26 protein-coding genes and 1 pseudogene are annotated in these 24672 nt (G+C 50.7%); 10 read left to right on the top strand and 17 right to left on the bottom strand.

Annotated elements, in window-relative coordinates; genetic code table 11:
• Window position 1: 1 nt before the first annotated feature.
• From WFJ73_RS29890 to WFJ73_RS29855, 8 genes are all read right to left on the bottom strand, one after another.
• Complete coding sequence (locus WFJ73_RS29890) at window positions 2-754, bottom strand: Cof-type HAD-IIB family hydrolase (protein ID WP_336776542.1); 753 nt, start codon at window positions 752-754, stop codon at window positions 2-4.
• A 138-nt stretch (window positions 755-892) separates the two neighbouring features.
• Window positions 893-1765, bottom strand: coding sequence for a metal ABC transporter permease (locus tag WFJ73_RS29885; RefSeq protein ID WP_336776541.1), 873 nt, complete (start codon window positions 1763-1765; stop codon window positions 893-895).
• Window positions 1762-2718: a metal ABC transporter permease gene (locus WFJ73_RS29880; protein ID WP_336776540.1), complete on the bottom strand. Its 957-nt coding sequence runs from the start codon at window positions 2716-2718 to the stop codon at window positions 1762-1764. The genes WFJ73_RS29885 and WFJ73_RS29880 overlap by 4 nt, the downstream gene beginning before the upstream one ends.
• A gap of 10 nt (window positions 2719-2728) precedes the next feature.
• On the bottom strand, window positions 2729-3541 hold the full coding sequence (locus WFJ73_RS29875) for a metal ABC transporter ATP-binding protein (RefSeq protein WP_336776539.1): 813 nt from the start codon (window positions 3539-3541) through the stop codon (window positions 2729-2731).
• A gap of 24 nt (window positions 3542-3565) precedes the next feature.
• Window positions 3566-4531: a metal ABC transporter solute-binding protein, Zn/Mn family gene (locus WFJ73_RS29870; RefSeq protein ID WP_336776538.1), complete on the bottom strand. Its 966-nt coding sequence runs from the start codon at window positions 4529-4531 to the stop codon at window positions 3566-3568.
• 200 nt (window positions 4532-4731) lie between these two features.
• Window positions 4732-6795, bottom strand: coding sequence for a peptidoglycan D,D-transpeptidase FtsI family protein (locus WFJ73_RS29865; RefSeq protein ID WP_336776537.1), 2064 nt, complete (start codon window positions 6793-6795; stop codon window positions 4732-4734).
• 26 nt (window positions 6796-6821) lie between these two features.
• Window positions 6822-7982: a transglutaminase domain-containing protein gene (locus WFJ73_RS29860; protein WP_336776536.1), complete on the bottom strand. Its 1161-nt coding sequence runs from the start codon at window positions 7980-7982 to the stop codon at window positions 6822-6824.
• A gap of 49 nt (window positions 7983-8031) precedes the next feature.
• The gene (locus tag WFJ73_RS29855) at window positions 8032-8490 is read right to left on the bottom strand and encodes a hypothetical protein (RefSeq protein WP_336776535.1); all 459 of its coding nucleotides are present in this window, start codon (window positions 8488-8490) and stop codon (window positions 8032-8034) included.
• A gap of 237 nt (window positions 8491-8727) precedes the next feature.
• On the opposite strand from WFJ73_RS29855, the gene WFJ73_RS29850 reads away from it, so the two are divergent.
• The 3 genes from WFJ73_RS29850 (at window position 8728) to WFJ73_RS29840 (ending at window position 10645) form a co-directional block, all read left to right on the top strand.
• The gene (locus tag WFJ73_RS29850; RefSeq protein WP_336776534.1) at window positions 8728-9888 is read left to right on the top strand and encodes an MFS transporter; all 1161 of its coding nucleotides are present in this window, start codon (window positions 8728-8730) and stop codon (window positions 9886-9888) included.
• Window positions 9889-10017: 129 nt separating this feature from the next.
• Entirely contained in the window at window positions 10018-10149 is a 132-nt protein-coding gene (locus WFJ73_RS29845; RefSeq protein WP_336776533.1) for a YjcZ family sporulation protein, read from the top strand.
• 142 nt (window positions 10150-10291) lie between these two features.
• Complete coding sequence (locus WFJ73_RS29840) at window positions 10292-10645, top strand: toprim domain-containing protein (RefSeq protein ID WP_201007970.1); 354 nt, start codon at window positions 10292-10294, stop codon at window positions 10643-10645.
• Here WFJ73_RS29840 and WFJ73_RS29835 read toward each other — a convergent pair.
• From WFJ73_RS29835 to cyoE, 3 genes are read right to left on the bottom strand one after another with little or no spacing between them, the layout of a single operon-like run.
• A complete protein-coding gene (locus WFJ73_RS29835) occupies window positions 10623-11561 on the bottom strand; it encodes an AEC family transporter (protein ID WP_336776532.1) in 939 nt (312 codons plus the stop codon). The genes WFJ73_RS29840 and WFJ73_RS29835 overlap by 23 nt on opposite strands.
• A 3-nt stretch (window positions 11562-11564) precedes the next feature.
• Window positions 11565-12194, bottom strand: a complete 630-nt coding sequence (locus tag WFJ73_RS29830) for an SCO family protein (RefSeq protein ID WP_132307946.1) — start codon at window positions 12192-12194, stop codon at window positions 11565-11567.
• Between the two features lie 44 nt (window positions 12195-12238).
• Window positions 12239-13114, bottom strand: a complete 876-nt coding sequence (gene cyoE / locus WFJ73_RS29825) for a heme o synthase (protein WP_336776585.1) — start codon at window positions 13112-13114, stop codon at window positions 12239-12241.
• A 389-nt stretch (window positions 13115-13503) separates the two neighbouring features.
• Here cyoE and gerQ point away from each other — a divergent pair, with 389 nt between their 5' ends.
• Window positions 13504-14064 (top strand): spore coat protein GerQ, encoded by a 561-nt coding sequence (gene gerQ, locus WFJ73_RS29820; RefSeq protein ID WP_336776531.1) that lies wholly within the window; start codon window positions 13504-13506, stop codon window positions 14062-14064.
• 3 nt (window positions 14065-14067) lie between these two features.
• On the opposite strand, the gene WFJ73_RS29815 is transcribed toward gerQ, so the two are convergent.
• Window positions 14068-14400, bottom strand: a complete 333-nt coding sequence (locus tag WFJ73_RS29815) for a hypothetical protein (RefSeq protein WP_336776530.1) — start codon at window positions 14398-14400, stop codon at window positions 14068-14070.
• 78 nt (window positions 14401-14478) lie between these two features.
• Between WFJ73_RS29815 and WFJ73_RS29810 the strand changes: the two genes are divergently transcribed.
• On the top strand, window positions 14479-15465 hold the full coding sequence (locus WFJ73_RS29810; RefSeq protein ID WP_336776529.1) for a metal-dependent hydrolase: 987 nt from the start codon (window positions 14479-14481) through the stop codon (window positions 15463-15465).
• A 189-nt stretch (window positions 15466-15654) separates the two neighbouring features.
• Here the strand turns inward: WFJ73_RS29810 and WFJ73_RS29805 are convergent.
• Window positions 15655-15759, bottom strand: a pseudogene (locus WFJ73_RS29805) (small, acid-soluble spore protein, alpha/beta type); the annotation flags it as partial.
• Between the two features lie 130 nt (window positions 15760-15889).
• Between WFJ73_RS29805 and WFJ73_RS29800 the strand changes: the two are divergent.
• Window positions 15890-16072 (top strand): DUF5325 family protein, encoded by a 183-nt coding sequence (locus WFJ73_RS29800; RefSeq protein ID WP_336776528.1) that lies wholly within the window; start codon window positions 15890-15892, stop codon window positions 16070-16072.
• A 37-nt stretch (window positions 16073-16109) separates the two neighbouring features.
• Here the strand turns inward: WFJ73_RS29800 and trpS are convergent, their stop codons facing one another.
• The gene (gene trpS / locus WFJ73_RS29795; protein WP_336776527.1) at window positions 16110-17099 is read right to left on the bottom strand and encodes a tryptophan--tRNA ligase; all 990 of its coding nucleotides are present in this window, start codon (window positions 17097-17099) and stop codon (window positions 16110-16112) included.
• Window positions 17100-17572: 473 nt separating this feature from the next.
• Between trpS and WFJ73_RS29790 the strand changes: the two genes are divergently transcribed.
• From WFJ73_RS29790 to WFJ73_RS29775, 4 genes are all read left to right on the top strand, one after another.
• Window positions 17573-18679 carry a permease gene (locus WFJ73_RS29790; protein WP_336776526.1) on the top strand — a complete coding sequence of 369 codons (1107 nt, stop codon included), beginning with the start codon at window positions 17573-17575 and terminating at the stop codon, window positions 18677-18679.
• A complete protein-coding gene (locus tag WFJ73_RS29785) occupies window positions 18676-19089 on the top strand; it encodes a DUF1980 domain-containing protein (protein ID WP_336776525.1) in 414 nt (137 codons plus the stop codon). The genes WFJ73_RS29790 and WFJ73_RS29785 overlap by 4 nt, the downstream gene beginning before the upstream one ends.
• A gap of 343 nt (window positions 19090-19432) precedes the next feature.
• Window positions 19433-20698: a methyl-accepting chemotaxis protein gene (locus tag WFJ73_RS29780; protein WP_336776524.1), complete on the top strand. Its 1266-nt coding sequence runs from the start codon at window positions 19433-19435 to the stop codon at window positions 20696-20698.
• A 124-nt stretch (window positions 20699-20822) separates the two neighbouring features.
• A complete protein-coding gene (locus WFJ73_RS29775) occupies window positions 20823-21626 on the top strand; it encodes a polysaccharide deacetylase family protein (protein WP_336776523.1) in 804 nt (267 codons plus the stop codon).
• A gap of 30 nt (window positions 21627-21656) precedes the next feature.
• On the opposite strand, the gene WFJ73_RS29770 is transcribed toward WFJ73_RS29775, so the two are convergent.
• The 3 genes from WFJ73_RS29770 to WFJ73_RS29760 form a co-directional block, all read right to left on the bottom strand.
• Window positions 21657-22313, bottom strand: coding sequence for a 3D domain-containing protein (locus WFJ73_RS29770; RefSeq protein ID WP_336776522.1), 657 nt, complete (start codon window positions 22311-22313; stop codon window positions 21657-21659).
• 134 nt (window positions 22314-22447) lie between these two features.
• A complete protein-coding gene (locus WFJ73_RS29765) occupies window positions 22448-23242 on the bottom strand; it encodes a CAP domain-containing protein (RefSeq protein ID WP_336776521.1) in 795 nt (264 codons plus the stop codon).
• 388 nt (window positions 23243-23630) lie between these two features.
• Complete coding sequence (locus tag WFJ73_RS29760; RefSeq protein ID WP_336776520.1) at window positions 23631-24650, bottom strand: Gfo/Idh/MocA family protein; 1020 nt, start codon at window positions 24648-24650, stop codon at window positions 23631-23633.
• Window positions 24651-24672: the final 22 nt, after the last annotated feature.

The following is a 24672-nucleotide window of genomic DNA, read 5'->3' as shown; positions in this document are numbered from 1 at the left end:
ATCAACCTTTCAATACATATTGTTTGATGATCTCGGCGACGCCGTTCTCGTTGTTGGTGAGCGTCACCACGTCAGCCGCGTCTTTGACCGCCTGCTGCGCATTGCCCATCGCTACGCCAAGTCCCGCCTCGCGGATCGCCGCAATATCATTCAAGCTGTCTCCCGCCGCAACCACCTGCGACATCTCGATGCCAAGCATGACGCATAATTCGCGGAGCGCGCTGGCCTTCGTAATCCCTTTCGGATTAAGCTCCAGGTTCTCGGTGGAGGAATTCGTAATCTCAAGCGCGTCCCATTCGGTTATTTCCTCGAGAATGCGATTACGGACAACATTATCCTCCGTGTAATAACCAAACTTCAGCCAATGATGGTCTTCATAAGTCGTTGACGGGTCAATCCACTTCTCAAGGTTGTAAATGCCCGTTGTCGAGTACGCCCAGAACCAGGTTCCCGCATGCCTCAGCGCCAGTTCATGCAGCTGCTTGATATAGACCGGGCTCATCAATGTGCGTTTATGCAGCACATGCGGCTTTTGCCAAATCTCGCTGCCATTGGCCGTAATCATCGGAGTCTCCAGCTTCAGCTGCTCCGCAAACGGAAGCGCTCCGCGGAAGCCCCGGCCCGTGGAAAAGCTGACGGTAATGCCGGCATCCAGCGCCCGATGGATCCATTCCGCGTTCTCCTCGCTGATCTCGCTCTGGTCATTCAGCAGCGTGCCATCCATGTCGAGTGCTACTAATTTGTAATTCCCCATGCTCGGTATCCTCCTGCCTGTTTCTACTATGCAATATTTTAGCACAGATTAAGGAGATTCCAAACGAAGCGGCTGATATTGATCTCCAACAAAAAAAATCCCGCCTCTCATAGACGAGAGATGGGATTTAAAATGCGGTTAAGCCGCAAGCTTGCGAAGGCGGAGCTTCTTTGGGACGATACCGTGCGAAGGCGAGAACAGAAAGGCCAGCGCGAACAGCACGGCTGCCGCGCATACGATGCAGCCTGCAATCGAAGCATCAATCATCACGGCGGCAGCATAACCGCCAAAGACGCTAAGAATGCCTGCGCCAACGCTGATTACTATCATCCGGCCCAGCCTGTCGGTCAGCAGATAGGCGGTAGCGGCCGGGATGATCAGCATCCCGACAACGAGAATGGCGCCTACGCTTTCAAAGGAGCTGACGGTTGCCATCGATACCATGCCCATCAGGAGGTAATGGAAGAGCGCTACCGGAATGCCGCATGCGGCAGCCAGCGCGGGGTCGAAGGAGCAAAGCTTGAACTGCTTGTAGAACAAGCTGGTTACCGTTACTATGATGATCAGCGTTACGCCAAGCAGCCACACCGCTTTTGGCCCGAGATCCACGCCGTTTACAACCCAGGTATTCCAGTGCACATAAGCGATTTCGCCGTATAGAATAGCATCCTGGTCCAGATGGACCTGTCTTGCGAATAGGCTGACCAGGAGGACGCCTATCGCAAACAAGGCGGTAAACACGACCCCAATGGAGGCGTCTGCCTGCACCCCTTTGTTCTGAAAGAGCTGAATGAGGAAGACGGCGAACAATCCGCACGCCATAGCGGCTACCATCATAAGAAGCGAATCCCGGGAGCCGCTGAGCAGGAAAGCAATCACGATACCCGGCATGACGGAATGGCTGATGGCGTCGCCGATCATGGCCATTTTGCGCAGAACAAGGAAGGCACCCAGTATACCGCTGCAGCTTGCCACCAGCATCCCGGTTAACAGAATCCAGAAGTCACTCATAACGACGCCTCCTTATTCATACGATCATCCACGGAAGCTGTCGCGGCCTGCTCCTCATAACCGTACCCAAGCGACCGCTTCATTCTTTGCTGCACCATTCTCCGGACAAGAATCCCCCGCTTGGGGCCGAACAATAGCGACAGCGCAAACAGCAGAGTAGCGGCCAGCACCGTAAGGGGACCGGTCGGCAGGCTGTCTCCCGTCGCGCTGACGATCGCACCAGAAGCCCCGCTTATCGCTCCGAACAAGCCCGATACGACCACCATGATGCCAAGCCGGTCCGTCCAATACCTGGCTGATACTGCAGGGGTAATGATCAAGGAGGCAACCAGGATAACCCCAACCGCCTGAATCCCTACGACTACCGCCACAACCATAAGGAACATGAGCAGCTGTTCGAGCAGCGCAACCGGATAACCGATTCCTTTGGCAAAGCCAGGGTCGAAGGATACCAGCTTGAACTGCTTGAACAGAAAGTAACAGATCGTAACCAGCAGCAGACTGACAATCGACAGCGTAAGAACATCCGAGCCCACCATGGAGGCCGCCTGACCGAATAAAAACTTATCCAGCCCCGCCTGATTGCCGTAGCCACCATGCTGGACGAGAGTCAACAAGACAATGCCAAGGCCAAAGAAAGAGGATAATACGATTCCCATCGCCGCATCGTGCTTAACGCGTGAATGCCGCGTAATCCAGCCGATCCCAAAAGTTGCTGCCACGCCGGCGAGACCCGCTCCAATGAGGAAGTACAGTATAGACTTGGTACCGGTCAGCATAAAGGCAATACAGATACCCGGCAAGGCGGCATGCGCGAGCGTATCGCCCATGAGGCTTTGCTTCCGCAGATAGGAAAAACAACCGATAATGCCGCTGCTCAGTCCAAGGAGCGTGCAGCTAAGCAGAATCCACTGCATGTTCGGGTCCCGTAGAAGCGTCCACAACGTATTCATATCCGTTCACTCACCTTTCCGAGGCATCCGTCTTCGTCAGGCTGTTCCGCTCAAGGAAAGCCAGCCGGCCGCCATACGTGCGTTGCAGCAATTGCGGATTAAATACCTCTTTTGTCTTGCCGTAAGCAACCAGCTCTACGTTTAGCAGCAGCACGGAATCAAAATATTCTTCCACCGTGGCAAGGTCATGATGGACGACAATAACGGTCTTCCCTTGCTGCTTCAGTTCCTGTAGCAGCGTAATAATAGCCTTCTCCGTAGCGGCATCCACACCGGCGAACGGTTCATCCATAAAGTACAGGCTGGCATCCTGAGCAAGCGCACGGGCTAGAAATACCCGCTGCTGCTGTCCGCCGGACAGCTGGCTGATCTGGCGGGAGGCGAAGTCAGCCATGCCAACCTTGGCCAGGCATTCCAACGCAATCGCACGCTCCTTCGCCCCCGGTCGCCCGAACAACCCTAGATGTCCGTAGCGACCCATCATCACGACATCCAGCGCATTCGTCGGGAAATCCCAATCGACGGATTCCCGCTGCGGCACATAGCCTACCAGCTTGCGCTGCTGTTTATAAGGCTTGCCGTATACGAGCACCTCTCCTCCTAGGCGGGGAATAAGGCCAAGCGCAGCCTTCATCATCGTTGATTTGCCGGCGCCGTTAGGGCCGATAACCCCAATCAGTTCCCCTTCCGTTACGGAGAAGGAGACCCCGCGCAATACCGGCTTTTTCTGGTAGGCTGCGCTTAGCCCTCTAATCGTTAACGGAGGCGCAGCACCCTCCTGCTCCCTTACGGATACTGCAGATTTCACTTTTGCTTCCGACATAACCAACACTCCCTTTCCCATCGTTTATCTCAATGCCTGAACAACGGTATCCACGTTATGTCTGACCATCCCGATATACGTTCCTTCCACGGTACCGGCTTCCCCCATCGCATCGGAGAACAGCTCGCCGCCAATCGTTACCTCATGCCCCATCGAGCGCGCGCCTTGAATAACCGACTCAATCGCTTTCTTTGGCACGCTGGATTCGATAAAGACCGCTTTGATCTTGTTTTCCACCAAAAAATCGCGCAAGGAGCTGACATCCTTCGAGCCGTATTCCGACATCGTGTTCATCCCCTGCAGTCCCGTTACCTCAAGTCCGTACTCGTCGCCAAAATATCCGAAAGCGTCATGGGCGGTAACGAGTATTCTTCTCTCCTCCGGTATCGCTTGAATCTGCTCGGTAACGTAGCGGTCCAGCTCCTCCAGCTGCCCGATATAGGCCGCAGCCCTTGCTTGATAGCCCTCCGCATGAACCGGATCCTTCTCGATCAGGGAGTCCTGGATCACCTCCGCGGCCGATATCCACATCTTCACATTGAACCAGATATGAGGGTCATGCGATTGGCTCCCTCCTCCCGGGAACGACCGCAAGTCTGACTCCGGTATACGCGAAGAGATCGCAACCGTAGGCTTACGCTTCTCCAGCTTCTCGAACATCTCCGCCATTTTCCCTTCCAAATGCAGCCCGTTATAAAAAATAATGTCCGCCCGGTCCAGCTTTTTCACATCGCCGTAGGACGCCTTATACAAGTGCGGGTCAACGCCCGAGCCCATCAGTCCGGTAACTACGACATCCTCTCCGCCTATTTCCTGGGCCACGTCGGCAATCATCCCGGTTGTAGCCGTTACCTTCAGCTTGCCTTTGCCCGCATGTCCGTCGTTCTCCCCGGTCCCGCAGGCCGTCACCAGTAAAGCACTTACAGCCAAAAATAACAGGGTCATTATAAACCGCTTAATCGCGGAGTTTGGCTTTTTCGAAAACCGCATAACCTTTCCCCCATCCTTGAGTTTTACACCTGTTTTGCCTGGACGAACATTAGTTAGCTTAACGCCTCTTTGTTTATACTATTCAAAATTGTTTCTCTGATGCAACATTTCTTACGAAATTTGTCTATACAAAGTTTCAAAAAAAAGCTGCTCCCGAAGATTCTTTTTTCGAATCTCCGGAAACAGCTTTACAGCGCTTCTTATTGTTGAGTTGTATCGGTCGTACCCGCTGTACCGTCAGTACCCGCGTTTGCCGTATTATTCGCTTGATCCTTCAGCTTGCCCGGCGTACCGTTCAAGCCAACCTCGTAATCGTAAGCGTCGAAAATTTTCCGCGCGATTGGAGCTGCGCCCCAGCCGCCAAACTCACCGTCCGGAATAACAACCGCTACGGCCAGCTTCGGATTTTCTCTTGGCGCATAAGCGATAAATACCGCGTTATCCGCACGGCGGCCGGCTACGTCGGACTGTGCCGTACCTGTTTTTCTCTCATACGTGTACGTAACGCCATCAAAGCCTTGAACGTTAACCCGTGACATGCCATCCTCGATTTCTTTCCAATACGAATCGGGGAAATCAACCGTGTTCAGCACTTCCGGCTTAAACGTCTGAACCACATTGCCGTTCGCGTCTTTAATCTGATTGACGAATTGCGGCTTCATCCGTTTGCCGTGATTCGCGAGCATGGATACGTATTGCACGAGCTGCAGCGGTGTATAACGCGCTTGCTGGCCGAACGATGCCCGCACCAATGCGGATTGGGAACTGGCCGTTTGCTGCTCGTGATAGTAGTCGATCGTGCCTTTGGATTCGCCTCTCAGACCACTGCCGGTCAAAACGCCAAGCCCAAATTGCTTCATGTAGTTATCCCACACATCGACGCCTTTTTTGCCGTATTTCTCATACAGATTGTTGCCTACCATTTTCGCCATAAACGGGTTGGAGGAATGGGCAATCGCCGATGCCGGGTCCAGCAAGCCGTAAGCATGGTTCGAGGCGTTACCGATCCGTACTTCATGGCCTTTGGCGCCAAAGAAGAAAGCGCCGTTATCGAAATACGTGCTTGTTGTCGTAAACAGCTTTTCGTTCAAGCCGATAAGAATGGATAAAGGCTTCATCGTCGAGCCCGGAGGAACCAGGGACGACGGATGCTGATTCCGCTCTTTGTCGGTCTCGTAGTGAGGGAATACCTCTCTGATCGTACCGTTGTTTAGGACAGACGAGAAGTTTTTGTAATCTTCGTTGCTGATCTTGCCGCCCGCCCATATATTCGGATCGTAATCCGGCATGCTCGCCATCGCAACAACCTTGCCGGTATTCACTTCCATCGCGACGGCAAAGCCGATCTTCGCGTATTCGGCACGCTCCGCCTTATTGGTCGACGTGCTGATTTTTTTGATCTGGTCGACAATCGCCTGCTCCGTCGTTAATTGCACGTTGCGGTTGATGGTCAGGTACAGGTCATCGCCCTTTTGCGGGTTGGTAATCTGTACGGGACCTATGATCCGCTCCGCGTTATTAACCGGATAAGTTTTCAGGCCGTTTTTGCCGCGCAAAATATCCTGGTACATGTATTCAAGTCCGTCAAAACCAACGTCCTCGTCATCCAGATATTGAAGCTGCGGATCGTCTTCTTTCCCTTTATCCTTATAGAAATCAAGCGATTCGCGGACACCTTTGAATTTCTTTAAATAGCCGACCAATTGCACAGCTACCGTATCATTCGTATAATTACGCACGCTTTCCTCGACGATATCGATCCCTTTGAATTCCGACTTGTGCTCGCTAAAGTAGGCAATTTCCTTCTCCGTTAAGCCGGTTTTTATCCGCCGCGGGGTAGAAATCGTGTTCCGGCGGAAATCCAAGTCCATCTGACGGATAATATCCTCAACCGTCATTTGTTTTTCAGGAGTTTTATCGCCTTTTTCTTTAAATACGGCAGCCAGCTTAGCGGCAATCGCTTCCGCATCCCCGTCCTTGAAGTCTGGCGAGATCGTAAAATAGAGCGATTGCGTTGATGTCGAATAAGCAATCGCATTGCCTGACGAGTCGTAAATATTGCCGCGAATCGGAGCGATTTTCACGCTTCTGGTGCTCTTCTGGCTGCCTTGCGCGCTCAGCTTCGGACCTTCGACGAACTGCAAGATAGCAAGCTGAATAATAAGAACGCTAAATAGTCCAAATACGATAAAGAAAAAAAAGTTCAAACGAAACGAGAAATGACGGCGATTCGTTATTTCCCGTTTCTGCGGATCATCATGCAACCTGTTCACCTCTTGTCCAATCTAACTTATACTGCCCGGATATGAGTCTTGTCGAAATCAGCCGGGTTGAACCAATCGCCGGAGGATGCCCATGTGGCATCGAGCGGAATCCAAGAACCGCCGTCCCCGCCTATTTTCACTTCATTCCAGGCATGAGGCCCGGAGCCTCCGCGACCGTCCAGCCCCGTGCCGGTAACGACCTTCACGTCCAGACCCGACGCGCGGGCCATTACGGCGTACAGCCTGGCTACGTCGATACATACGCCTTTGCGGGTAGCGAACGTCTCCTCCGGGTTCTGTTCCTTCCATACCCCGTTGTCTACATAATTATTAGCCTTGTCCCAGTCATAGGCGATCCGGCTGCCCAGCCAGTCATACAAAGCCCTTGCCTTGTCTTCATCGCTACTTTTGTCCTTCGTAATCTGCAAAGCTGCCTGCTCAATATCCGGCGGGATATTGTAATCGATAATCTCGTATTTGCGCTGCAGCACATTCTGGAATTCTTCCTGCACGGCTTCCGCCAGTACGGGTCCGCGTCCTGCCAGCATATCTCCGGCAACCGGTTCAAGAACATCCGATGCCTTCATGTATAACGGAGATTGCTGAATCAAGCCGGACCAGAGGCCGTTAGGCGCCAGCGAGACATAAATAAACAAAGCGGCTACGAAAACAAATGCCCGTCCGGCACCGTGAACCGTGCCAAAAACAGCTCCGGCTGCGCGGCTTGCCGCTCCTCCACCCGGAAGGCGCTCCATGCTCTCGTGTCTGCCGCGCTGCTGTCTGCTGGCAAACAAAGTCTCCAGCAGCGGCGCAAGAAAGGAAGCTGCCAGCCGAAGCAGCAAATAAGAGAGTAAAAACAGGATGCCGTACCGGAGCAGGGCAAAATCGCGCAGGCTTGTTATAAACGTATACCAAGCCTGGGAGGTTGCACCCATTTCCTTCTGCGGCACGTTTACATGCTCGCTCAGCCAGTCCGCTGCGAGCGGGGACAAACTGCCCGCAATTTTCCCCGCAAGCACAAGACACACAATCAACAGAATGCCGTCCCATACAAAAAAGAAAAGGCGCCTCGCTGAACCCGACGCGCCTCTTCTCATTCCTTGCAGCAGCGAAACCAGCAGAAGGAGAAGAACGATAAGCGAGACCGGTTCCCAGGCCGTCCCTGCGCGAATCCATTCCATCATCATTACCCCTCCTTGCCTCTACCCGCATTACGTTGTTGTACTTGTTCTCTATCTATACTTTACCATTGGCCTTCGCTTGATCGATAAGCGCCTGAATGGTTGAATCTATTTTCATCGTACCAACCGATTTGCCGCGGAATTTTACGTTCACTTCACCGGAGCCGGGAACACCTGTCAATTCCAGATTCTCGGTCTTCACCGTGAAGGTTCCGTCGGAATTCGAGGTAAACGTTGCTTTATCCACTTCTCCTGCCATAGCCGATACGGCTTCCTGCTTCAGGCTGTCAATCGCCTGCGTGCCAATGGACTTCACATCGTCCAGCGTATAACCGCTGTAAGCGACAATGCCGGCGACTATGACGAGCACCAATGCCCATTTCACGAATGTCTTAACGACTCTGATTATAAAGAGCAGTACAACAAGCGCAATGACAAGCACCAGCCAATGATCCTGCAAAAAAGCGCTCCATGCATCCCAATCGTAGCCGGAAAAATCAAAGTAATTTTTCAACAAACAATCCCCCTAAAAAGAATGATCAAACAAGTAGGCGGGATTTTGCTTACTGTGGTAATTCTTACTTCGTAAGCATTAGCCCTATTATAACTCGTGCAATGTCCCATTATCAAACATTATAACCCACCCAGAATATGCCGTAAACGTAAGGCGGCATATCTGCGCCGGAAGACATATCCTGTCCATCTTTAACGTACAAGTAAGTTAAGAGGATATGCAAGGAGGAAGTAGCCGTTGAAAACCGCAATCTGGCTTTATCTATTTCTGTTCGTAGCTTTCTTTGATCTGCATGCGCAGTACCCGATCCTTACGCCTTTCGCCATCTCCCTTGGCGCGGCACCCTCCTTCATCGGGCTGATGATGGGCATGTACTCCATCACTCACCTGCCGGGCAATATTATGGCCGGGTACGGGGTTGACCGGTTCGGAAGCAGACTGTTTATCGTATTCAGCCTGATGGGCGCGGGCGTTGTCCTGCTGTTCCAATCCAAAGTAACCGATCCGTGGCAGCTGCTGGTGCTCCGCTCGATCAGCGGATTCGTGCTGGCCTTTCTCTCTCCTGCCTGTCTTGCCCTGCTTGCCCGAATTTCGAGCGACGTGACCAAACAAGGCAAGTTTATGGCCGGCAACGGACTGGTGCATACGCTGGCCACGGTTGTCTCTCCGGCAGCGGGCGCGTATCTGGTTGCGAGGATCGGGTTTACGACCGCTTTTTATTTACTGGGCTGGGTGCTCATTATTACCGCAATCTGCGCCTTGTTCTTCATTCGGGATATTAAGGCTGCGCCTGCCGTGGAGATCGAACCGGCACCAAGCAGCACGAAGCCTGTCCTAGCCGAAGGAACTCCCATCCCTTGGCTGGTGTTCCTGCTTCCTATTGCCATGAGCTGCGCGCAGGGTATCCTGTCGTTTGAGCTGCCCCTGATGGCGACATCCTCGGAGGGTATGATGGAGACCGGTATTCTGTTCTCCGTCGTCAGCATCGGCGCCTTGATTACGCTCAGCATGCTTTTCCTAAATAAGCTTTCGTCTTATTACCGGACCTTGTGGGGGGCGCTTGGACTTGCTCTTGTTTATTTCACGATCGCTGCCCAAACCCCGCTGCCGTTCTTTTTGCTTCTGTTATTTGTCGGGATGGCTAAGGGCATCGTTCTTCCCGCCATATCAACACTGCTTATCGAGCTTAGCGGCGGTGCCAAGTATGGCCGTACCTTCTCGGTTCTATCCATTGCCTACTCGGTTGGCGCCTTCCTTGGACCGATGCTTGCGGGCCATCTGCGGGACAATCTGTCCCCATACTATCTGGCCTTTCTTGGACTAATGATTGGGGTCTGCTTCTTGCCTTTTCATCGCAGAAAAACTACGCTCACACCCATTTTTCCCAAGTCTAGGTGAATGCACAAGGCCATTCGCTCGCCAGGGCATATAATGCACTATGTCAGGTGGCCACGAAGGACAATTGCTCCGGAAGGAACATTGCCCGGTCGACATGACGTTGAAGCTTGCTAGAGAGGGGTGACTTAGATGTCTGAAATTCATGTTTCACCTGTAAGCGATCATCGCGGTGGCGGCTTTAACAATGTGGGGTCCATCCTCGTATTGTTTATCCTCCTCGTTATCATCGTCTGCACCATTTGCGGCGGCGGATTATACTAAGAAACTCTTTATGAATATGAAAAGGGACGGAGCTCTAGTGGCTCCGTCCCTTTTTCCATTAGGAATCTTTTTCTTGCCCGCGGCTTATGAATATCGCTACACTACATGTAAGAAGCTACAGAATAAAAGGCTGGTGACTGCTATGGATATCGCCATTATCGTAGAAGGCAAAAACGACAAAAGCCGGCTTCGCCGCGTACTTGATGAATCCGTCCCCATCTTCTGCACCTTTGGTACGCCGGGTACCGTCCAGCTGGAGAAGCTGCGCAAGCAGATTGGAGACAAGGACGTCTATATTTTCACCGACAATGATTCCTCGGGCAAGCGGATCCGCGGCATCCTCCGCGACTTATTCCCTGACGCCGAGCATATCTACACCCGCCGCGGCTACCCGGGAGTAGAGCATACCCCGGAGGATTATCTGATCGAGCAATTGGAGAAGGCCGGTCTGGAGCCATTCATCCAATACCCCGTTAAATATGAAGAAGGAAAATAACGACTGCCACCGTAACAATGCTGATCACGGTTGAGAGAAATACGGCCTGCGAGGCGAATTCCGGCTCGTTGTCGAACTCGACGGCAAGCAGTACGCTGCTCAGCGAGGTTGGCACAGATGACGATACGATAAGCGCCGCCGCCATCATATGGTCGATGGTCATAAAGAATCCAAGCACCCAAACGACCAATGCGGCCAAGGCAGGACCGCCTATCAGACGCAATCCGTTCGCAAGCAGAACATTTTTGATCAGAACGGGATTAAGCTCCCACTTCATATTGCCAAGCTGTACGCCCAGCGTAACCAGAGCCGTCCCGATAAAGGCATTCGACAAATACGTAATAGGCGTCTCGACGGGTTGCGGCAGCCGCACCTGAAAGCCGTGAAGCAGAAAGGCAATCGGAATAACGTAAATAATCGGCTGCGACAGTATGGTACGAAGCGTAGAGCGGAAGCTCATCCTATGCGCGTTGACGCTGTAGATGCCGAATGTATTGGGAAGCAGAGACTGCGTGACCATTACGATAATCTGAATCGACAGCGTATAAGGGTTCGCCGAGAAAGCAAGCTGATTAAGCGGAATCCCGTAATTGGCGCTGTTATAGAACAGGACGCTGTTGCGCATCGCCCCGCGCATGCCCCCCTCCAGCCCGCGCAGCCGGACGGCTGCCTCAACGCATGAAGCCTGCAGAGTCATAAACAGAATCACGAACAATAAGACCTGACCGATCAGTGCTGCTGAAATGTCTGTTGTATACAGCAAATTAAAAATGACGGATGGAGAAAATACATAAAAGTTCAGCTTCGACAAGGTTTTGATATCCAAAGAAAAAAGCCGCTGCATTGTGAAGCCAACAGCTATCATCAATGTGAGCGGCAAAACATTGCTCCATAATATGTGCCAAAGTATTTCCATCGCTTATTCCTTCGCGAGCTGCTTCAAATCCGACACCAAGCTCTCGGGCGTAAGTGATTCGTCGCTGCCGTTAATCCATTTGCGTATTTGGCCCTTCTTGTCAACAAGCGTGATGACATTCATATGTATGAATGACTTGGTTGCCTCATCCTTCTTCACGCTGACGCCAAAATCTCTTGCCAGCTTGATCGCGGCTTCCTCGTCATCGCCGCGCAGAAAGTCCCAGCCCCCTTCATCCAGCTGCGCAAAGTTGCGGGTTGCGAAGTCCCGAATGACATCAGGCGTATCATGAGCCGGATCGAAAGTAATCGAAATCAGCTCAGCTTTCGTGCCAAGAAGCCCTGCTTCACGAAGTTGGTCCTCTGCCTCGGAGATCATAAACGTTGTTGGAGGGCATACATCGGGACAGCTTGCCCAATAGAAGTAGACCAGCCTCGCTTTGCCGTTTGTGGAATCCAGCGAAACCTCATTGCCGTTAATATCTTTCAATGCAAATGACGGAGCAGCCATTTGAACGGGCATTTTACTGCCACCGCTGCTCTGAGAGTAGTTCGTAATGAATAAATAAATGCCCATTGCCAAGCAAAGCGCCAGTACAGCGAATTTGAAGCTGTGCTTTTTGAGAAATGCCATTTCGGTTCTCGTCCTCCCTAAAAGGAATCATCCTGGCTAACAGATTACTTCACGGTATTTGCCATCATTACAATAAAGACAACCATCAAATAGTTAACGGAAATAAGGAAGTTAACCTTCGCCCATTTCTCGGTATTTTCCGCTTTAATGCCTTGGACCGTGTGAACAGCCCAAACAACCCCGGCGATCACAGACAGGATCAGGAATACAATGCCCGTGTATCCGTAGGTGTATAGCAGTACACAGGTTGGAATCAGAAGGACCACATAAGGAATCATTTGAAGCTTCGTCCGTTTAATCCCTTTTACCACCGGAAGCAACGGGAAACCGGCTGTACGGTATTCCTCTACCCGGCGAATAGCAAGCGACCAGAAATGCGCCGGCTGCCACAGGAACAAGAAGGCAAACAACAGCCATGCTCCCATATCCACTTCATTCGTTACCGCGCAATAGCCAAGCACCGGAGGCATTGCCCCGGAAATACCGCCAATCGACGTGCTCCAGGTGGACGTGCGTTTCAACCAGATTGTATAGATGAAGATATAAACAAACCAGCCTAGAAAACCAAGCCAGCCCGTAACCGGATTTACCAGAACAAACAAAATCGCAAGGCCGATTATGCCAAGAACGATGCCGTAACCTAGCACAAAGCCAGGCTGGAGACGGCCCTTAGGCAATGCGCGCTCTTTCGTGCGCTCCATCTTCTGATCAAGCTCTCGATCCCAGTAGTTATTAATGACGCAAGCCGAGCCTATCGTAACCGCTGAGCCAATGACGACCCACAGCAATGTCAGCCAGTCAATATCCCATTTGGAAGCGACCCAGAAACCGCCAATAGCGGCAAATACATTAAGCCGGAGCAGCCGTGGTTTGGTTAATGCAATTAAATCTTTCAACACGAAGCGAGCCTCCCGAGTTATGCAACAAGGCACGCAAGCACGCGCGCCTATACATTTTCATTGATGAATCGTTCTTAATCATACAGAAAAATAGATGCCATGACAACGTTAGGAGCTATTGTTCATCAATTCGCCATTCAAATTGTGACAATAAATGTGTAACCCTTTTGACCGCCCTTCAATACTATAGGTATGTAGTCAAGTGCCCAGCTCTGTATAGGCTGAAGGGAAGTAAAGAGCCCGAACATATGGCAGTCATCAGCACCAGAATCCCGGAGGCTTTGAGGCTACGCAAGAAGGTTTCTTTTATCAGAGCGCACGCGACAGGAATAACCCGAAAAAAAGAACATTGTCCACAAGTGTACTGATCAATCAACAAATTTCAAAGATTGAAAGCGAGGATCAACAGCATGTCTTACGGTTATGGTTACAAAAATGCAGTAAGTCCGGCTAGCACAGGCGGTTACGGTGGAGTCAGCCCATTTGCAGGTGGCGGTTACGGAGGCGGCTTCCCTACTGCCGTGTCTCCTGCTGCAACAATGCCTAACATGGCAATGCCTATGCCTATGCCAATGCCAGTTATGCCGCAAACGGGAACACTCGGTGCGCAATCGCTTCCGATGGTGCCGAACGGCTCTGTAGTTACCCAATCTGGCGGGAACATTGTTGCCCTTCCGGCCGTGGAAGAATCTTACGTAGAAAACATCTTGCGTCTTAACCGTGGCAAAATGGCTACTTTCTACATGACTTACGAGAACAACCGCGAATGGAATGCCAAAGTATTCCGCGGCATTATCGAAGCAGCCGGCCGCGATCATATTATTATTAGCGATCCTTCCACCGGCATGCGTTACCTGCTGCTCACTTTGAACTTGGATTATGTAACGTTTGAGGGCGAAATCGCGTATGAGTATCCGTTCCAAGGCGGAACCATTACGAATACGACACCGCTGTCGACCCGCGAAGGCTAAGAACTACCCTGCATTTAAGCCAACCCCCGCCGGCTTAAATGTCCATACATGCATTTTGTCCGCACCGCCGGGAATCCATTCGGCTACCCGGTACCAAGAAGAACGCTCATCGCAGCGTTCTTTTTTTATGGCTTCGGCTTCCTCTTCGGTTGCGGCCGTCCAGATCTCCACAAACAAGTTGATTTGATCCGTTCCTTCATATAATTGGACGTTCTGACCCGATTCCTTCATTAATGAATGGACATAGGCTAAATAAACATCCCTCTCGCCCGCCGTGATTTTATATTCCGCAAAGCAAATATACATGATTGTCGTTAACCCCTTTCTTTTTACCATTGATAAAGTAAAGCTCCTCCGTTGATACTACAGCTAATTGAATCAAAGCCCCTGCAACCATTTTTAGGAGGTCTAGCCGTGGACACAGGAACGCATCTTGTCATGGGGATCGGACTCGCCGGACTGGCTTGTATCGATCCCGTTGTCGCCAACAATCCATCCATCTTTGCCGCTGTCTTAGTCGGAACCATAATCGGCTCGCAGGCTCCGGATTTTGACACCTTTCTGAAGCTGAAAGGAAATGCCAGCTATATCCGGAATCACCGAGGTATCTCGCATTCCTTGCCGGCTATCGCCATCTGGACGATCCTAATTACGGGATTGCTTCAGCTCGTTTACCGAGGCAGCCTGCCTTGGCTGCATGTCGGCTCCTGGGTGCTGTTAGCCGTCTGCCTTCACGTATTCACCGATTTGTTTAATGCTTACGGAACCCAAGCCATGCGGCCATTTACCGAGAAATGGATTTCATGGAATATCATCCATATCTTTGATCCGGTTATCTTCGCTACCCATGTCATTGCGATATTGATTTGGGCGTTTGGCCTCGCTAGTCCCGTTGCCGTTTTTCCGGTTTTGTACCTGTTTACCGTCATCTATTATACATGGCGGACGCTGGCTCACAGAAGCACGCTTCGCAGGCTCCGTTCCCTGGACCCTGAACCGGACGGAACACAAGGCTATATAGCCATTCCAACGATCTCTCTGTCGCATTGGAATATTGTAAAGCGAGCTTCCGACGGCAGCTTTGTTATCGGGGATCTTCGCGGCAATAAGCTCAGATGGCTGGACAATGTCCGCTGCTCCGATCATCCTGCCGTAGCTAAATCCAGAAACGACAACGCGATTCGCAGCTTTTTGTATTTTACCAAATTTGCTTGCGCCGAAGTGAAGGAGCATCCCTGGGGATATGAGGTCCGCTGGTCGGATGTCCGTTACCGGCACCGCAAGCAATTCCCGTTTGTTGCCGTACTGCTTATGAACAAGGAGTACGAAACGGTTGGCTCGTATGTCGGTTGGTTAAGCGATGACCGCTTAACGAAACGGCTGCGAATGAACTCTTATTAACGACTCGACTTGACGAAGGAAAGCCCCTGGCGCACAATAAGAAGGGGCTTTTTTTTCGTGATCATGCTGGCTGGCGCGCATGGAAAAAGCTCAAGGTTTTACCCTTGAGCTTCGTGGCTTCCTCTGAAGCGTTGTGTATTTATAAACGATTAGCGGAAGCTGCCGCCGGACAATTGTTGTTCAGCCCGCTGGAATTTGTACGCCAAGCTCCGAAGCTGCTTCCATTTTCATTTGGTTAAGAGCGGCTTGTGCTTGTGGAACCACCAATTGATTGCTCGATCTGTTGCTAGCCATGCTGATAATCTCCCTTCAGTTAAGAGCTGTGATGTTTTGCAAGCTTGCAAGCTTATTATGAGCATGTTGTCGCAAAATATGCTAAGCTCAAAAAAATATTATTAAGCATCCGTAAAGGAGAGTTAACACCTTGTCTAAACCACTGTCTTTGTTCTTCGCCATCGTCTCTGTTCTGCTTATGTCCGCTACTGCGATTTCGATATCTTTTAACGCCTGGCTGGCCATACTGTTTGCTATCCTCACTCTGTGCATGATTGGCGGAGGGTTTGTTGTAAAGGCAAGAATCCGGCGCCGTAACGAAAATAAAGGCTGACGCTTAATAGCGCCAGCCTTTTATTTTTGTTTTATTATTATCCGCGCGGGGCAAGGAAGCCCATTTTTTCTTTGACGCCGGCAAGCGTGCGGTCCGCTAGCTCCGATGCGCGTTCTGCGCCTTGCTTCAGGATCGCATGGATCTCGCCGGATTCGCGGATCGCTTTGTACTTCTGCTGCAGCGGCTCAAGAACATTCACGACCTGCTCGGCCAGATCCTTCTTGAACGGCCCGTAGCCTTGGCCTTCATAACGGGCTTCTATCTCGGCGATTGTCATATTCGCGCAATGCGAGTAGATGCTGATCAGATTGCTGATCTCCGGTTTGTTCGCCGGATCATATTTCACTTCGCGGCCGGAGTCCGTTGTGGCACGGCTGATTTTTTTGCGGATGACGCTTGGCTCGTCAAGAAGGGCAATATAGCTGCCGGCATTCGGATTGCTCTTGCTCATCTTCTTGCTTGCATCGTCAAGCGACATGATTCTTGCGCCTACCTTCGGGATATAAGGCTCCGGAACCGTGAAGTATTCTCCGAATCTGGAATTAAAGCGGCTTGCCAGATCGCGGGTAAGCTCCAGATGCTGCTTTTGATCATCGCCTACAGGTACAAGGTCCGCATTGTACACAAGAATGTCCGCGGCCATAAGCGAAGGATAAACGAACAATCCCGCTCCTACCGAATCTTTGCCGGCCGACTTGTCTTTGAATTGCGTCATGCGCTCGAGCTCGCCCATACCCGTAAGGGTCGTCATAATCCATCCCAGCTCGGCATGCGCGCGCACATGGGATTGTACGAAAATGTTTGATTTAGCCGGGTCAAGGCCCGCTGCGATAAACAGTGCCGCAACCGATTCGATCTGCTCACGGAACATAGCCGGCTCTTGCGGCACGGTAATCGCATGAAGATCCACGACCATAAAGAAGCATTCTTCCGTTTCCTGCAGCTTCACGAAGTTTTGCATCGCTCCGATATAGTTGCCAAGCGTAAGCTGTCCGCTCGGCTGAATGCCTGAAAGTACTTTTTTCATAAAAAGCTCGTCCCCTTTTCTTCTTCTTATCAGTTTCAAACGCGTATGTGAACGCAAAAAAAACCCCGCCGCAAGGGACGAGGGACCGTGGTGCCACCCTAATTTACTCATTGCCTCCCGTGGATAACCGATAGTCATCGGCGCCGGGCTAAAGACAACAAGCCTTCATTGTTCCGTAACGGGGAACGGCCGGATAAGCATTGACAGCACTTCAACAGTCTGTGTTCCGCCATCGGCTCCAGGATCCATTCAGCAATCAGGCTTGCACTGGCTTGCACCGTCCGCCAGCTCTCTGTTACGCATTAACCCCTGTGCTTACTTGTTCCCTTCATCGCATTTCGTACCCTGATTATAGCGCAAGTCTCTACCGCCATGTCAAGCCCGGCCTGCAAAAGTTGTCCTATAGCGGCCAAGCCCCGCATAAGCTGGTTACTAGCGTAAACATTTTCTGGTAATCAAAGAGAGGTTGGCTCATGCTGAACATATTATTCCGATTTGGGACCCCGCTGCTGGGTATCGGATGTCTTGTGATGGTTTGCCTGATACTGGCAGGACAACCCTGGTCCCTCGCTCTGCTCGAGTCCGATGGCGCGCAAGAGTTCAAAATTGTATTTTTAAGCATTATATTAGAAGCTTTTCCATTCATCCTGCTTGGCGTTATTTTCTCTGCCCTGCTCCAGGTATTCGTGACCGACGAGATGATCCGGAGGCTGACGCCAAAGCACCACATGGTCGGTATTCTTTTTGGCGCGCTGCTTGGTCTCGTGTTCCCGTTATGCGAGTGCGGGATGATTCCCGTCGTGCGGCGCTTAATCCGGAAAGGCATGCCCGCTTATATCGGAATCGTGTATTTGCTGGCCGGTCCCATTATTAATCCGATTGTATTCACTTCCACTTATGCCGCTTTCCGCTTGGAGCCGCAAATGGCCTACGACCGCCTTATCATCGCCTTTATCGTTACCGTTATTATCGGCCTTCTTCTTCACCGGTTCATGAAAGGCAGCCCTCTGAAAGAATCATCCGGCAACATCTCTGCGCATCGCCATGAGCATAATCATGACCACGACCATCACCATGAACATCATGAACATCATGAACATCATGAACATCATGAACATCATGAGCATCATGAACATCATGAGCATCATGAGCATCCTCCCAACCCGGTAAAAAAAAGCTGGCGACTGTCGGCAACGCTAAGTCATGCTTCGGACGAGTTTTTTGACATGGGCAAATATTTGATCTTTGGCGCACTGCTTACGGCCGTTATCCAGTCCTTTATTGACCGTCAAGCATTTGAGGCCGTTGCGGATCAGCCCATTCTCTCCTATTTTTTCATGATGGGCCTTGCCTTCCTGCTGTCGATCTGCTCGACCTCGGATGCTTTTATCGCCGCATCGTTTGGAGGAATGTTCGATCACGGTCCGCTGCTCGCCTTTCTTGTGTTCGGCCCGATGATTGATTTGAAAAATACGATGATGATGCTGTCCGCGTTCCGTGCGCGAATCGTTCTTTCGATTACGCTGTTGACCTTTGCCCTTGTGCTGGCCAGCGTATGGCTGCTGGAGGTGCTGCGATGAATCATAACTGGATACGGGCAGGGTTTCTCGTGGGATTCGCCTTCCTCATCATTTACCTCGAACGGTTAGGTCAGCTGCCGCTGTATGTAGCCCCCCGGATGGAGCTTTATGTCAAGCTGTCGGCCATCATCCTAAACGCCGCCGCCATCCACCAAGCCATGCTCGCCATGCAGCGTAAGCCCCATGCGGATTGCGAGGAATGCGGCCATGATCATTCCCATCATGATCACGACCATAGCCACGATCATGATCATGACCATTCCATGTCTCCTCTAAAAAGCCTTCTTGTCTACGGACTGTTCCTTCTTCCTTTATTGCTTGGCTTCCTGCTCCCCGCGGCCGCACAGGAACATGAGGTCAACAGCCGCGGAATTCCCCATCTGCATTCCGGAAGCCATGAGGTTAAATAGCGGGTAATTAAATTCAGCCGTGCAGGAAACCTGCACGGCTGTTCGGAATGGATAATGGCTATAGCCTAAAAATCAAAGCCGGTATGATCGCTGTTCTTTTCCCGCAGCATTTGATGCTTCGGCTGCTGGTAACGATAATTCCAGTTGGCTGTATTATAATTTGATTCATAACAGATGAATCTTTTCAATAAATTTACAATATAGTAAATTATAATTTTTTACAATTATCGCGCAATTACATCTATTCATGACAATCTATTTCTCGATCTTATTCGACATTTATAGACCAATTTCACCTCTGATGCTATAATATGGTTATTCTAAAAAAAGGAGCGCTTACATAATGAGCCAATGGTACTATTCCTTATCCGTTAGAAGTAAGCTGATGACCTCCATCTATTTAAATTTGGTCCTGGTTGCAATCGCGCTGAACCTGGTAATTTTATTCAGTGGGGGCTCCATCCTAGCCGGCCTTATCGTAACGGTGGTACTGGCGATTCTCGCTTACCCGACTGTCGGCTTTATCGAGAAGGCTTTAAACTCCTCCTTTGAAGAGATGTCAAACGCGGCGTTCCGGATCTCCAAAGGGGATTTCACTCAACGAATCGATACGGCTGCAAATGCGTCTCTAGGCGAAGTAGGCCATGCCTTCAACAGCATGGTGGACAAGCTGCGTGATATTTTGACCGAAACCTCCAATATTACAAGGCATGTATCCGAAACAAGCCGCAATATTTTTGATAAAAACAACCATATTCAGATCGCGATGGAGCAAGTTGCCGCCTCTTCCAACGAGCTGGCTACGGGCGCTAACGAAATTTCCGAGGATGTTGCGGACATGAGCGAATCCATTGCCGAGATCGAGAAGAAAGTCGCGAATTATGCCCATGCGACAAAAGAAATGAACGAACGCTCCGAATTCACCTTGAGTCTCGTTGACAAAGGACGAGGAGCGCTGGAAGCGCAATCCGAAGGGATGCGCCGCAACGTGGAAGCTACCGAGAAGGTATCGGAGACGATTACCGATCTGGCCCGCAAGGCGCAGGGCATTACGGCAATGACTACGGCAATTTCCGATATTGCCGAACAGACCAACCTGCTCTCGCTTAACGCCTCCATCGAGGCTGCCCGTGCCGGGGAGCACGGCCGAGGCTTTGCGGTAGTCGCACAAGAGGTGCGCAAGCTTGCCGAAGAAGCTACGGTCTCCACGAAGGAAGTATTCAGCCTTGTGAAGAGTATCGATCAAGGCATTAAACAAACGATCAATCACATGAAAGTAAATGAAGAGGTCGTTAAGATTCAGACTGAACGAATCCGCGAATCCGAGATGGTATTTGCCGAGATCGTTCAAAGCGTTCAATTCATTACGCAGCAGATTGCGGCATTCGCAAGCGAAAGCGATCAAATGCTGGAGAGCGCACGCAAGATTTCCGACGCCATCCAAAACATTTCCGCAATTACGGAGGAATCCGCAGCCGGCACCCAGCAGGTATCCGCGTCCATGAATGAGCAGATTTCTTCCGTGCAAGGTGTTGTGGAAGAGACAGAGAGAATGCTCAATATGGCTACACAGCTTCAACGCACGATTCAAGTATTCAAGATGAAGTGAGGCACTTATGACGAGCAGCCGCGTCCGGCTTACCGGATGCGGCTGTTTTTATTATGCGCATGATCTCTCTTACAACGGGGAAAAATAGCTTGGCGACTACATAAGAAACGGAGGCTATAAACGAATGAAGGGAATGCCGACTCTGTCCGGCAGATTTACACGATGGCTTGCTTTAGCGTTTACCATCGTCTTGCTGTTTGCTTCCGTAGAGCAAGCCTATGCCTCTGCACCCGCAAAACAAAAAAAGAAAAAGACGGCGGATACGTCCTGGGTAAGGATGCATAAGCAGTTTCCCAATACGTTTATCCTGAGCGGTCCAAGAAACGCCAAGCGAATAGCCCTAACTTTTGATGACGCGCCTGACCCAAGGTTTACGCCACAAATTCTGGATGTACTAGCCAGCTATGATGTTTGCGCGACCTTTTTTGTTGTGGGGTCCCGCGCGGTCAAGCACCCTGCCCTAGTCCGGCGTATCCATCGCGAGGGGCATGTCATAGGAAATCATTCTTATAATCATGCCGTCTTGTCACAGCTTAATTCCCGGGAATTCCATACCCAAATCTGGCGGACGGATGCGATCGTAAGCAACATTATCGGGTATCACCCCCGTTTTATACGTCCTCCTTACGGAGAGATGCGCCCGGATCAAGTGGCATGGTCGGGCAAAAGCGGATATACCGTCGTCAATTGGGATGTGGACTCCGTCGATTGGCGCAACAATCCGAATAGCAGCATCGTTTTGCATAATATTAAAAAGACTCTTCAGCCGGGCTCCATTGTCCTGCAGCATGCAGGAGGCGGATATGGACAGGATCTGTCCGGAACAATCGAAGCTCTGCCCGTTCTTATCACACAGCTTAGGAAAAAGGGATACAAATTTGTCACGCTCCCTGAACTGCTGAATAAATCCGCCGACAAAACAAAATAACCGGCAGCCTCTTGGCTGCCGGTTACCTCATTACTTCAGAACATATACTTTTACGTTTTGAATGCCGAAATTGCTTACCTCTGCAGGCGTGCCCGGCAAATAGATATCAATACGATTGCCTTTAATCGCGCCGCCAACATCGGATGCTGTCGCTACCATCCCGCCAGTTGGAAGGCCATCGGAGTTATAGCCCGTAATGTAAAGCTTTGTGCCAAGCGGAATAACTTTAGGATCAACCGCAACCGTGCCGACCTTCAGCTTATTGCCGAAGTAGTCGAGGCCCGCCCAGCCGCCATTCTCGGAAGCATCGCCGCTGTAAGCCGTTGCTTGAATAGACAGCTGCTTGCTGAACGTATGGATCGTACCCGCTTGATCCGTAACGCTTTGCGCGGTAACCGTAGTTGCTTTTGCAGCCGCAGCCTTGGCAGCTGTTGTTGTCGTTTTTGCTGTTGGAGCCGTTGTTGTTGTCGGGATCACGATATTAAGACCGGCGTAAATATTGAGCGGATCAATCTTTGCATTCGCTTTCATAAGTTTATCAACCGACACGCTATATTTCTGCGAGAGCTTCCAGAACGTATCGCCCTCAACCGCCGTATGTGTTTTGCTGGCCGCATGAACCGATCCTGTGGCAAAAATAAGAGATAAGCCGAGTACCGCCGTTGTCATCATCGATGCTTTCTTCATTGTGTTGTCCCCCTGGTTTCTGCGAATTTAAGTACGGATGACTTGCTTATGTGAAGAAAAGAAAAGCGTCAGGCGGAACCGCCTGACGCTTGGTTCTTCCGGATTGAGTTAATTCAATGAACAGTATTGTAGGATTAGCCTGTGAATTCTTGTACCCACTCGCCATTCACGTAAGCTACGCCGATTTTCGTGTAGTTTGCGTTCAGAATGTTAGCGCGGTGACCGGCACTGTTCATCCAAGCGGTCATAACTTCAGTTGGCGATTTTTGACCCACAGCGATGTTCTCGCCAGCGTAGTTGTAAGTCACGCCAAACGATTTCATCATATCGAACGGCGAGCCGTAAGTTGGAGAGTTATGGTCAAAGTAGTTGTTTTGGTACATGTCTTGTGCTTTAGCCGTAGCCACTTTAGTCAAAAGAGCGTCAGATGTCAAAGCTTTCAGACCCGCATTAGCACGCTCTTTGTTAACAAGCGTTACAACTTGGGATGCGAACTCGCTTTGCGATACTGTACCGCTGCCAGTGTTGCCAGTACCTGTGCTTGGTGTTGTTGGCTTAGCTGGTGTTGTTGGTGTAGTAGGCTTTGTAGTGTTGCCTGTGTTGCCAGTACCTGTGCTTGGTGTTGTTGGCTTAGCTGGTGTTGTTGGTGTAGTAGGCTTTGTAGTGTTACCTGTGTTGCCTGTACCCGTGCTTGGCTGCGTTACTTCCGTAGGCAATTTAATTGTAATGCCACCGAAAGTGATTTTGCTAAGGTCGATACCGTATTGCTGAGCGATTTGATTAATTGTATCCATCGAAACATTATTGCAATTCGTGGAGTACGTCTTCACAGCTGGTGCTGCACCTGCAGTTGGAGTCGTTACACCTATGCTGATCAAAGCTGCTGCTGCTAAGCTAGTGACACCCACTCGTAATGTTTGCATCTTCATGATTTCATCCTCCTAAAATTGTATGTGGTATAAATGTTGTTGGCTTGTAACTTGTTAACTTGTTAATCACTTGCCCTCCGACGCCACTTATCGTAACATGTGTTTCGAACTTGTTTCATGGCACAAAAACTGGTAAGTTACGCGTTTTCACTGTAAAAACAGGCGGTTGAGCGCCTTTATGAGAATGTGCTCATTTCTCGCTTAAACCGCAAATTCAGGCGGCTGTTGGCGATTCGGCATAGATGTCAGAATATTTCAACTCTAGGAGATCGAAACATTAGAATCTTTTAAGAAAGCGGTTCCAAAAAAGACGGATAACAAATAAAAAACTCCCCAAGAAACCGCCTGTTCGGGCAGTCTCTTAAGGAGTTTCTTCAATATATAGCGATTAGTTTACTTTGATAAATTGGCCTGTTGCTTGGGATTCAAATGCGCTCAGGATAACTTGAAGCGATTTGCGGCCTTCTTCGCCCGGGATAGCCGGTACCGTATCGTTAACGATCGAATCGATGAATGCATCAACTACGCCGCTGGACAGCTGTTTCGTGTTTGTGGAGATTTCGCCGACTTTATGCTTTTCAACGGAACCGTCGCGAAGCTCAACGATAACTTGATCTTCAGGATGCGTGCCGATCTTCATAACGCCTTTTTCGCACCACAGAACCGTGCTGTTGTCTTCGCCTTTGTAGTACGTCCAGCTTGCAACCAGGGAACCGATTGCGCCGCTCTTCATACGTACAACAACGTTAGCGTTGTCGTCTACGTCGCCTGCTTTGTCGATTGTACCGATAAATGCGGCAACTTCGGATACTTCATCGTTCAACAGGTAACGGATCAGGTCGGATTTGTGCACGCCAAGGTCACCCATTGCGCCCATGATAGCTTCAGGCTTGCGGAAGAACCAGCTTCCCGCACCGTCGATGCTCCAGCCGTCCGGACCAGGATGGCCAAACGATGTACGGAAAGTCAGAACGCGGCCAAGAACGCCGGATTCAAGAATTTGTTTTGCTTTTACGTGCGGAGGCATCAGACGTTGGTTATGTCCCACCATCAGCTTCACGCCGTTTTTCGCAGCAGCCTCGATCATAGCAGCCGCTTCTTCGTCCGTCACGGCCATTGGCTTCTCAACGAGGACATGCGCGCCAGCGTTAGCTGCCGCAATAGACATGGAAGCATGCAGGTAGTTAGGCGTACATACGCTTACCGCATCCGGCTTAATTTCAGCCAGCATAGTCTCATAATCGGCAAATGCCTTGCCGCCATGTTTCGCAGCGTACTCTTCCGCACGCTCGATTACCGGATCAACGAATGCAACCAGTTCAACATTCTCGTTGCCTACATATTCAGGAATATGACGATGTTTGGAGATGGAACCGCAACCGATTACTGCTACTCTTACTTTGCTCATTATTTTCCCCTGCCTCTTCTAT

Origin of the sequence: Paenibacillus sp. MMO-58 (assembly GCF_037146255.1) — a bacterium.
Lineage (GTDB): Bacteria > Bacillota > Bacilli > Paenibacillales > Paenibacillaceae > Pristimantibacillus.
The sequence above is the reverse complement of the archived record's forward strand: the minus strand, read 5'-3'. Positions and strand labels throughout refer to the sequence as shown.

Coding starts and splice junctions, on each gene's coding strand:
- WFJ73_RS29890 (WP_336776542.1), bottom strand. CDS start 754: ATGGGGAATTACAAATTAGTAGCACTCGACATGGATGGCACGCTGCTG.
- WFJ73_RS29885 (WP_336776541.1), bottom strand. CDS start 1,765: ATGAGTGACTTCTGGATTCTGTTAACCGGGATGCTGGTGGCAAGCTGC.
- WFJ73_RS29880 (WP_336776540.1), bottom strand. CDS start 2,718: ATGAATACGTTGTGGACGCTTCTACGGGACCCGAACATGCAGTGGATT.
- WFJ73_RS29875 (WP_336776539.1), bottom strand. CDS start 3,541: ATGTCGGAAGCAAAAGTGAAATCTGCAGTATCCGTAAGGGAGCAGGAG.
- WFJ73_RS29870 (WP_336776538.1), bottom strand. CDS start 4,531: ATGCGGTTTTCGAAAAAGCCAAACTCCGCGATTAAGCGGTTTATAATG.
- WFJ73_RS29860 (WP_336776536.1), bottom strand. CDS start 7,982: ATGATGATGGAATGGATTCGCGCAGGGACGGCCTGGGAACCGGTCTCG.
- WFJ73_RS29845 (WP_336776533.1), top strand. CDS start 10,018: ATGTCTGAAATTCATGTTTCACCTGTAAGCGATCATCGCGGTGGCGGC.
- WFJ73_RS29840 (WP_201007970.1), top strand. CDS start 10,292: ATGGATATCGCCATTATCGTAGAAGGCAAAAACGACAAAAGCCGGCTT.
- WFJ73_RS29835 (WP_336776532.1), bottom strand. CDS start 11,561: ATGGAAATACTTTGGCACATATTATGGAGCAATGTTTTGCCGCTCACA.
- WFJ73_RS29830 (WP_132307946.1), bottom strand. CDS start 12,194: ATGGCATTTCTCAAAAAGCACAGCTTCAAATTCGCTGTACTGGCGCTT.
- gerQ (WP_336776531.1), top strand. CDS start 13,504: ATGTCTTACGGTTATGGTTACAAAAATGCAGTAAGTCCGGCTAGCACA.
- WFJ73_RS29815 (WP_336776530.1), bottom strand. CDS start 14,400: ATGGTAAAAAGAAAGGGGTTAACGACAATCATGTATATTTGCTTTGCG.
- trpS (WP_336776527.1), bottom strand. CDS start 17,099: ATGAAAAAAGTACTTTCAGGCATTCAGCCGAGCGGACAGCTTACGCTT.
- WFJ73_RS29790 (WP_336776526.1), top strand. CDS start 17,573: ATGCTGAACATATTATTCCGATTTGGGACCCCGCTGCTGGGTATCGGA.
- WFJ73_RS29785 (WP_336776525.1), top strand. CDS start 18,676: ATGAATCATAACTGGATACGGGCAGGGTTTCTCGTGGGATTCGCCTTC.
- WFJ73_RS29780 (WP_336776524.1), top strand. CDS start 19,433: ATGAGCCAATGGTACTATTCCTTATCCGTTAGAAGTAAGCTGATGACC.
- WFJ73_RS29775 (WP_336776523.1), top strand. CDS start 20,823: ATGAAGGGAATGCCGACTCTGTCCGGCAGATTTACACGATGGCTTGCT.
- WFJ73_RS29770 (WP_336776522.1), bottom strand. CDS start 22,313: ATGAAGAAAGCATCGATGATGACAACGGCGGTACTCGGCTTATCTCTT.
- WFJ73_RS29765 (WP_336776521.1), bottom strand. CDS start 23,242: ATGAAGATGCAAACATTACGAGTGGGTGTCACTAGCTTAGCAGCAGCA.
- WFJ73_RS29760 (WP_336776520.1), bottom strand. CDS start 24,650: ATGAGCAAAGTAAGAGTAGCAGTAATCGGTTGCGGTTCCATCTCCAAA.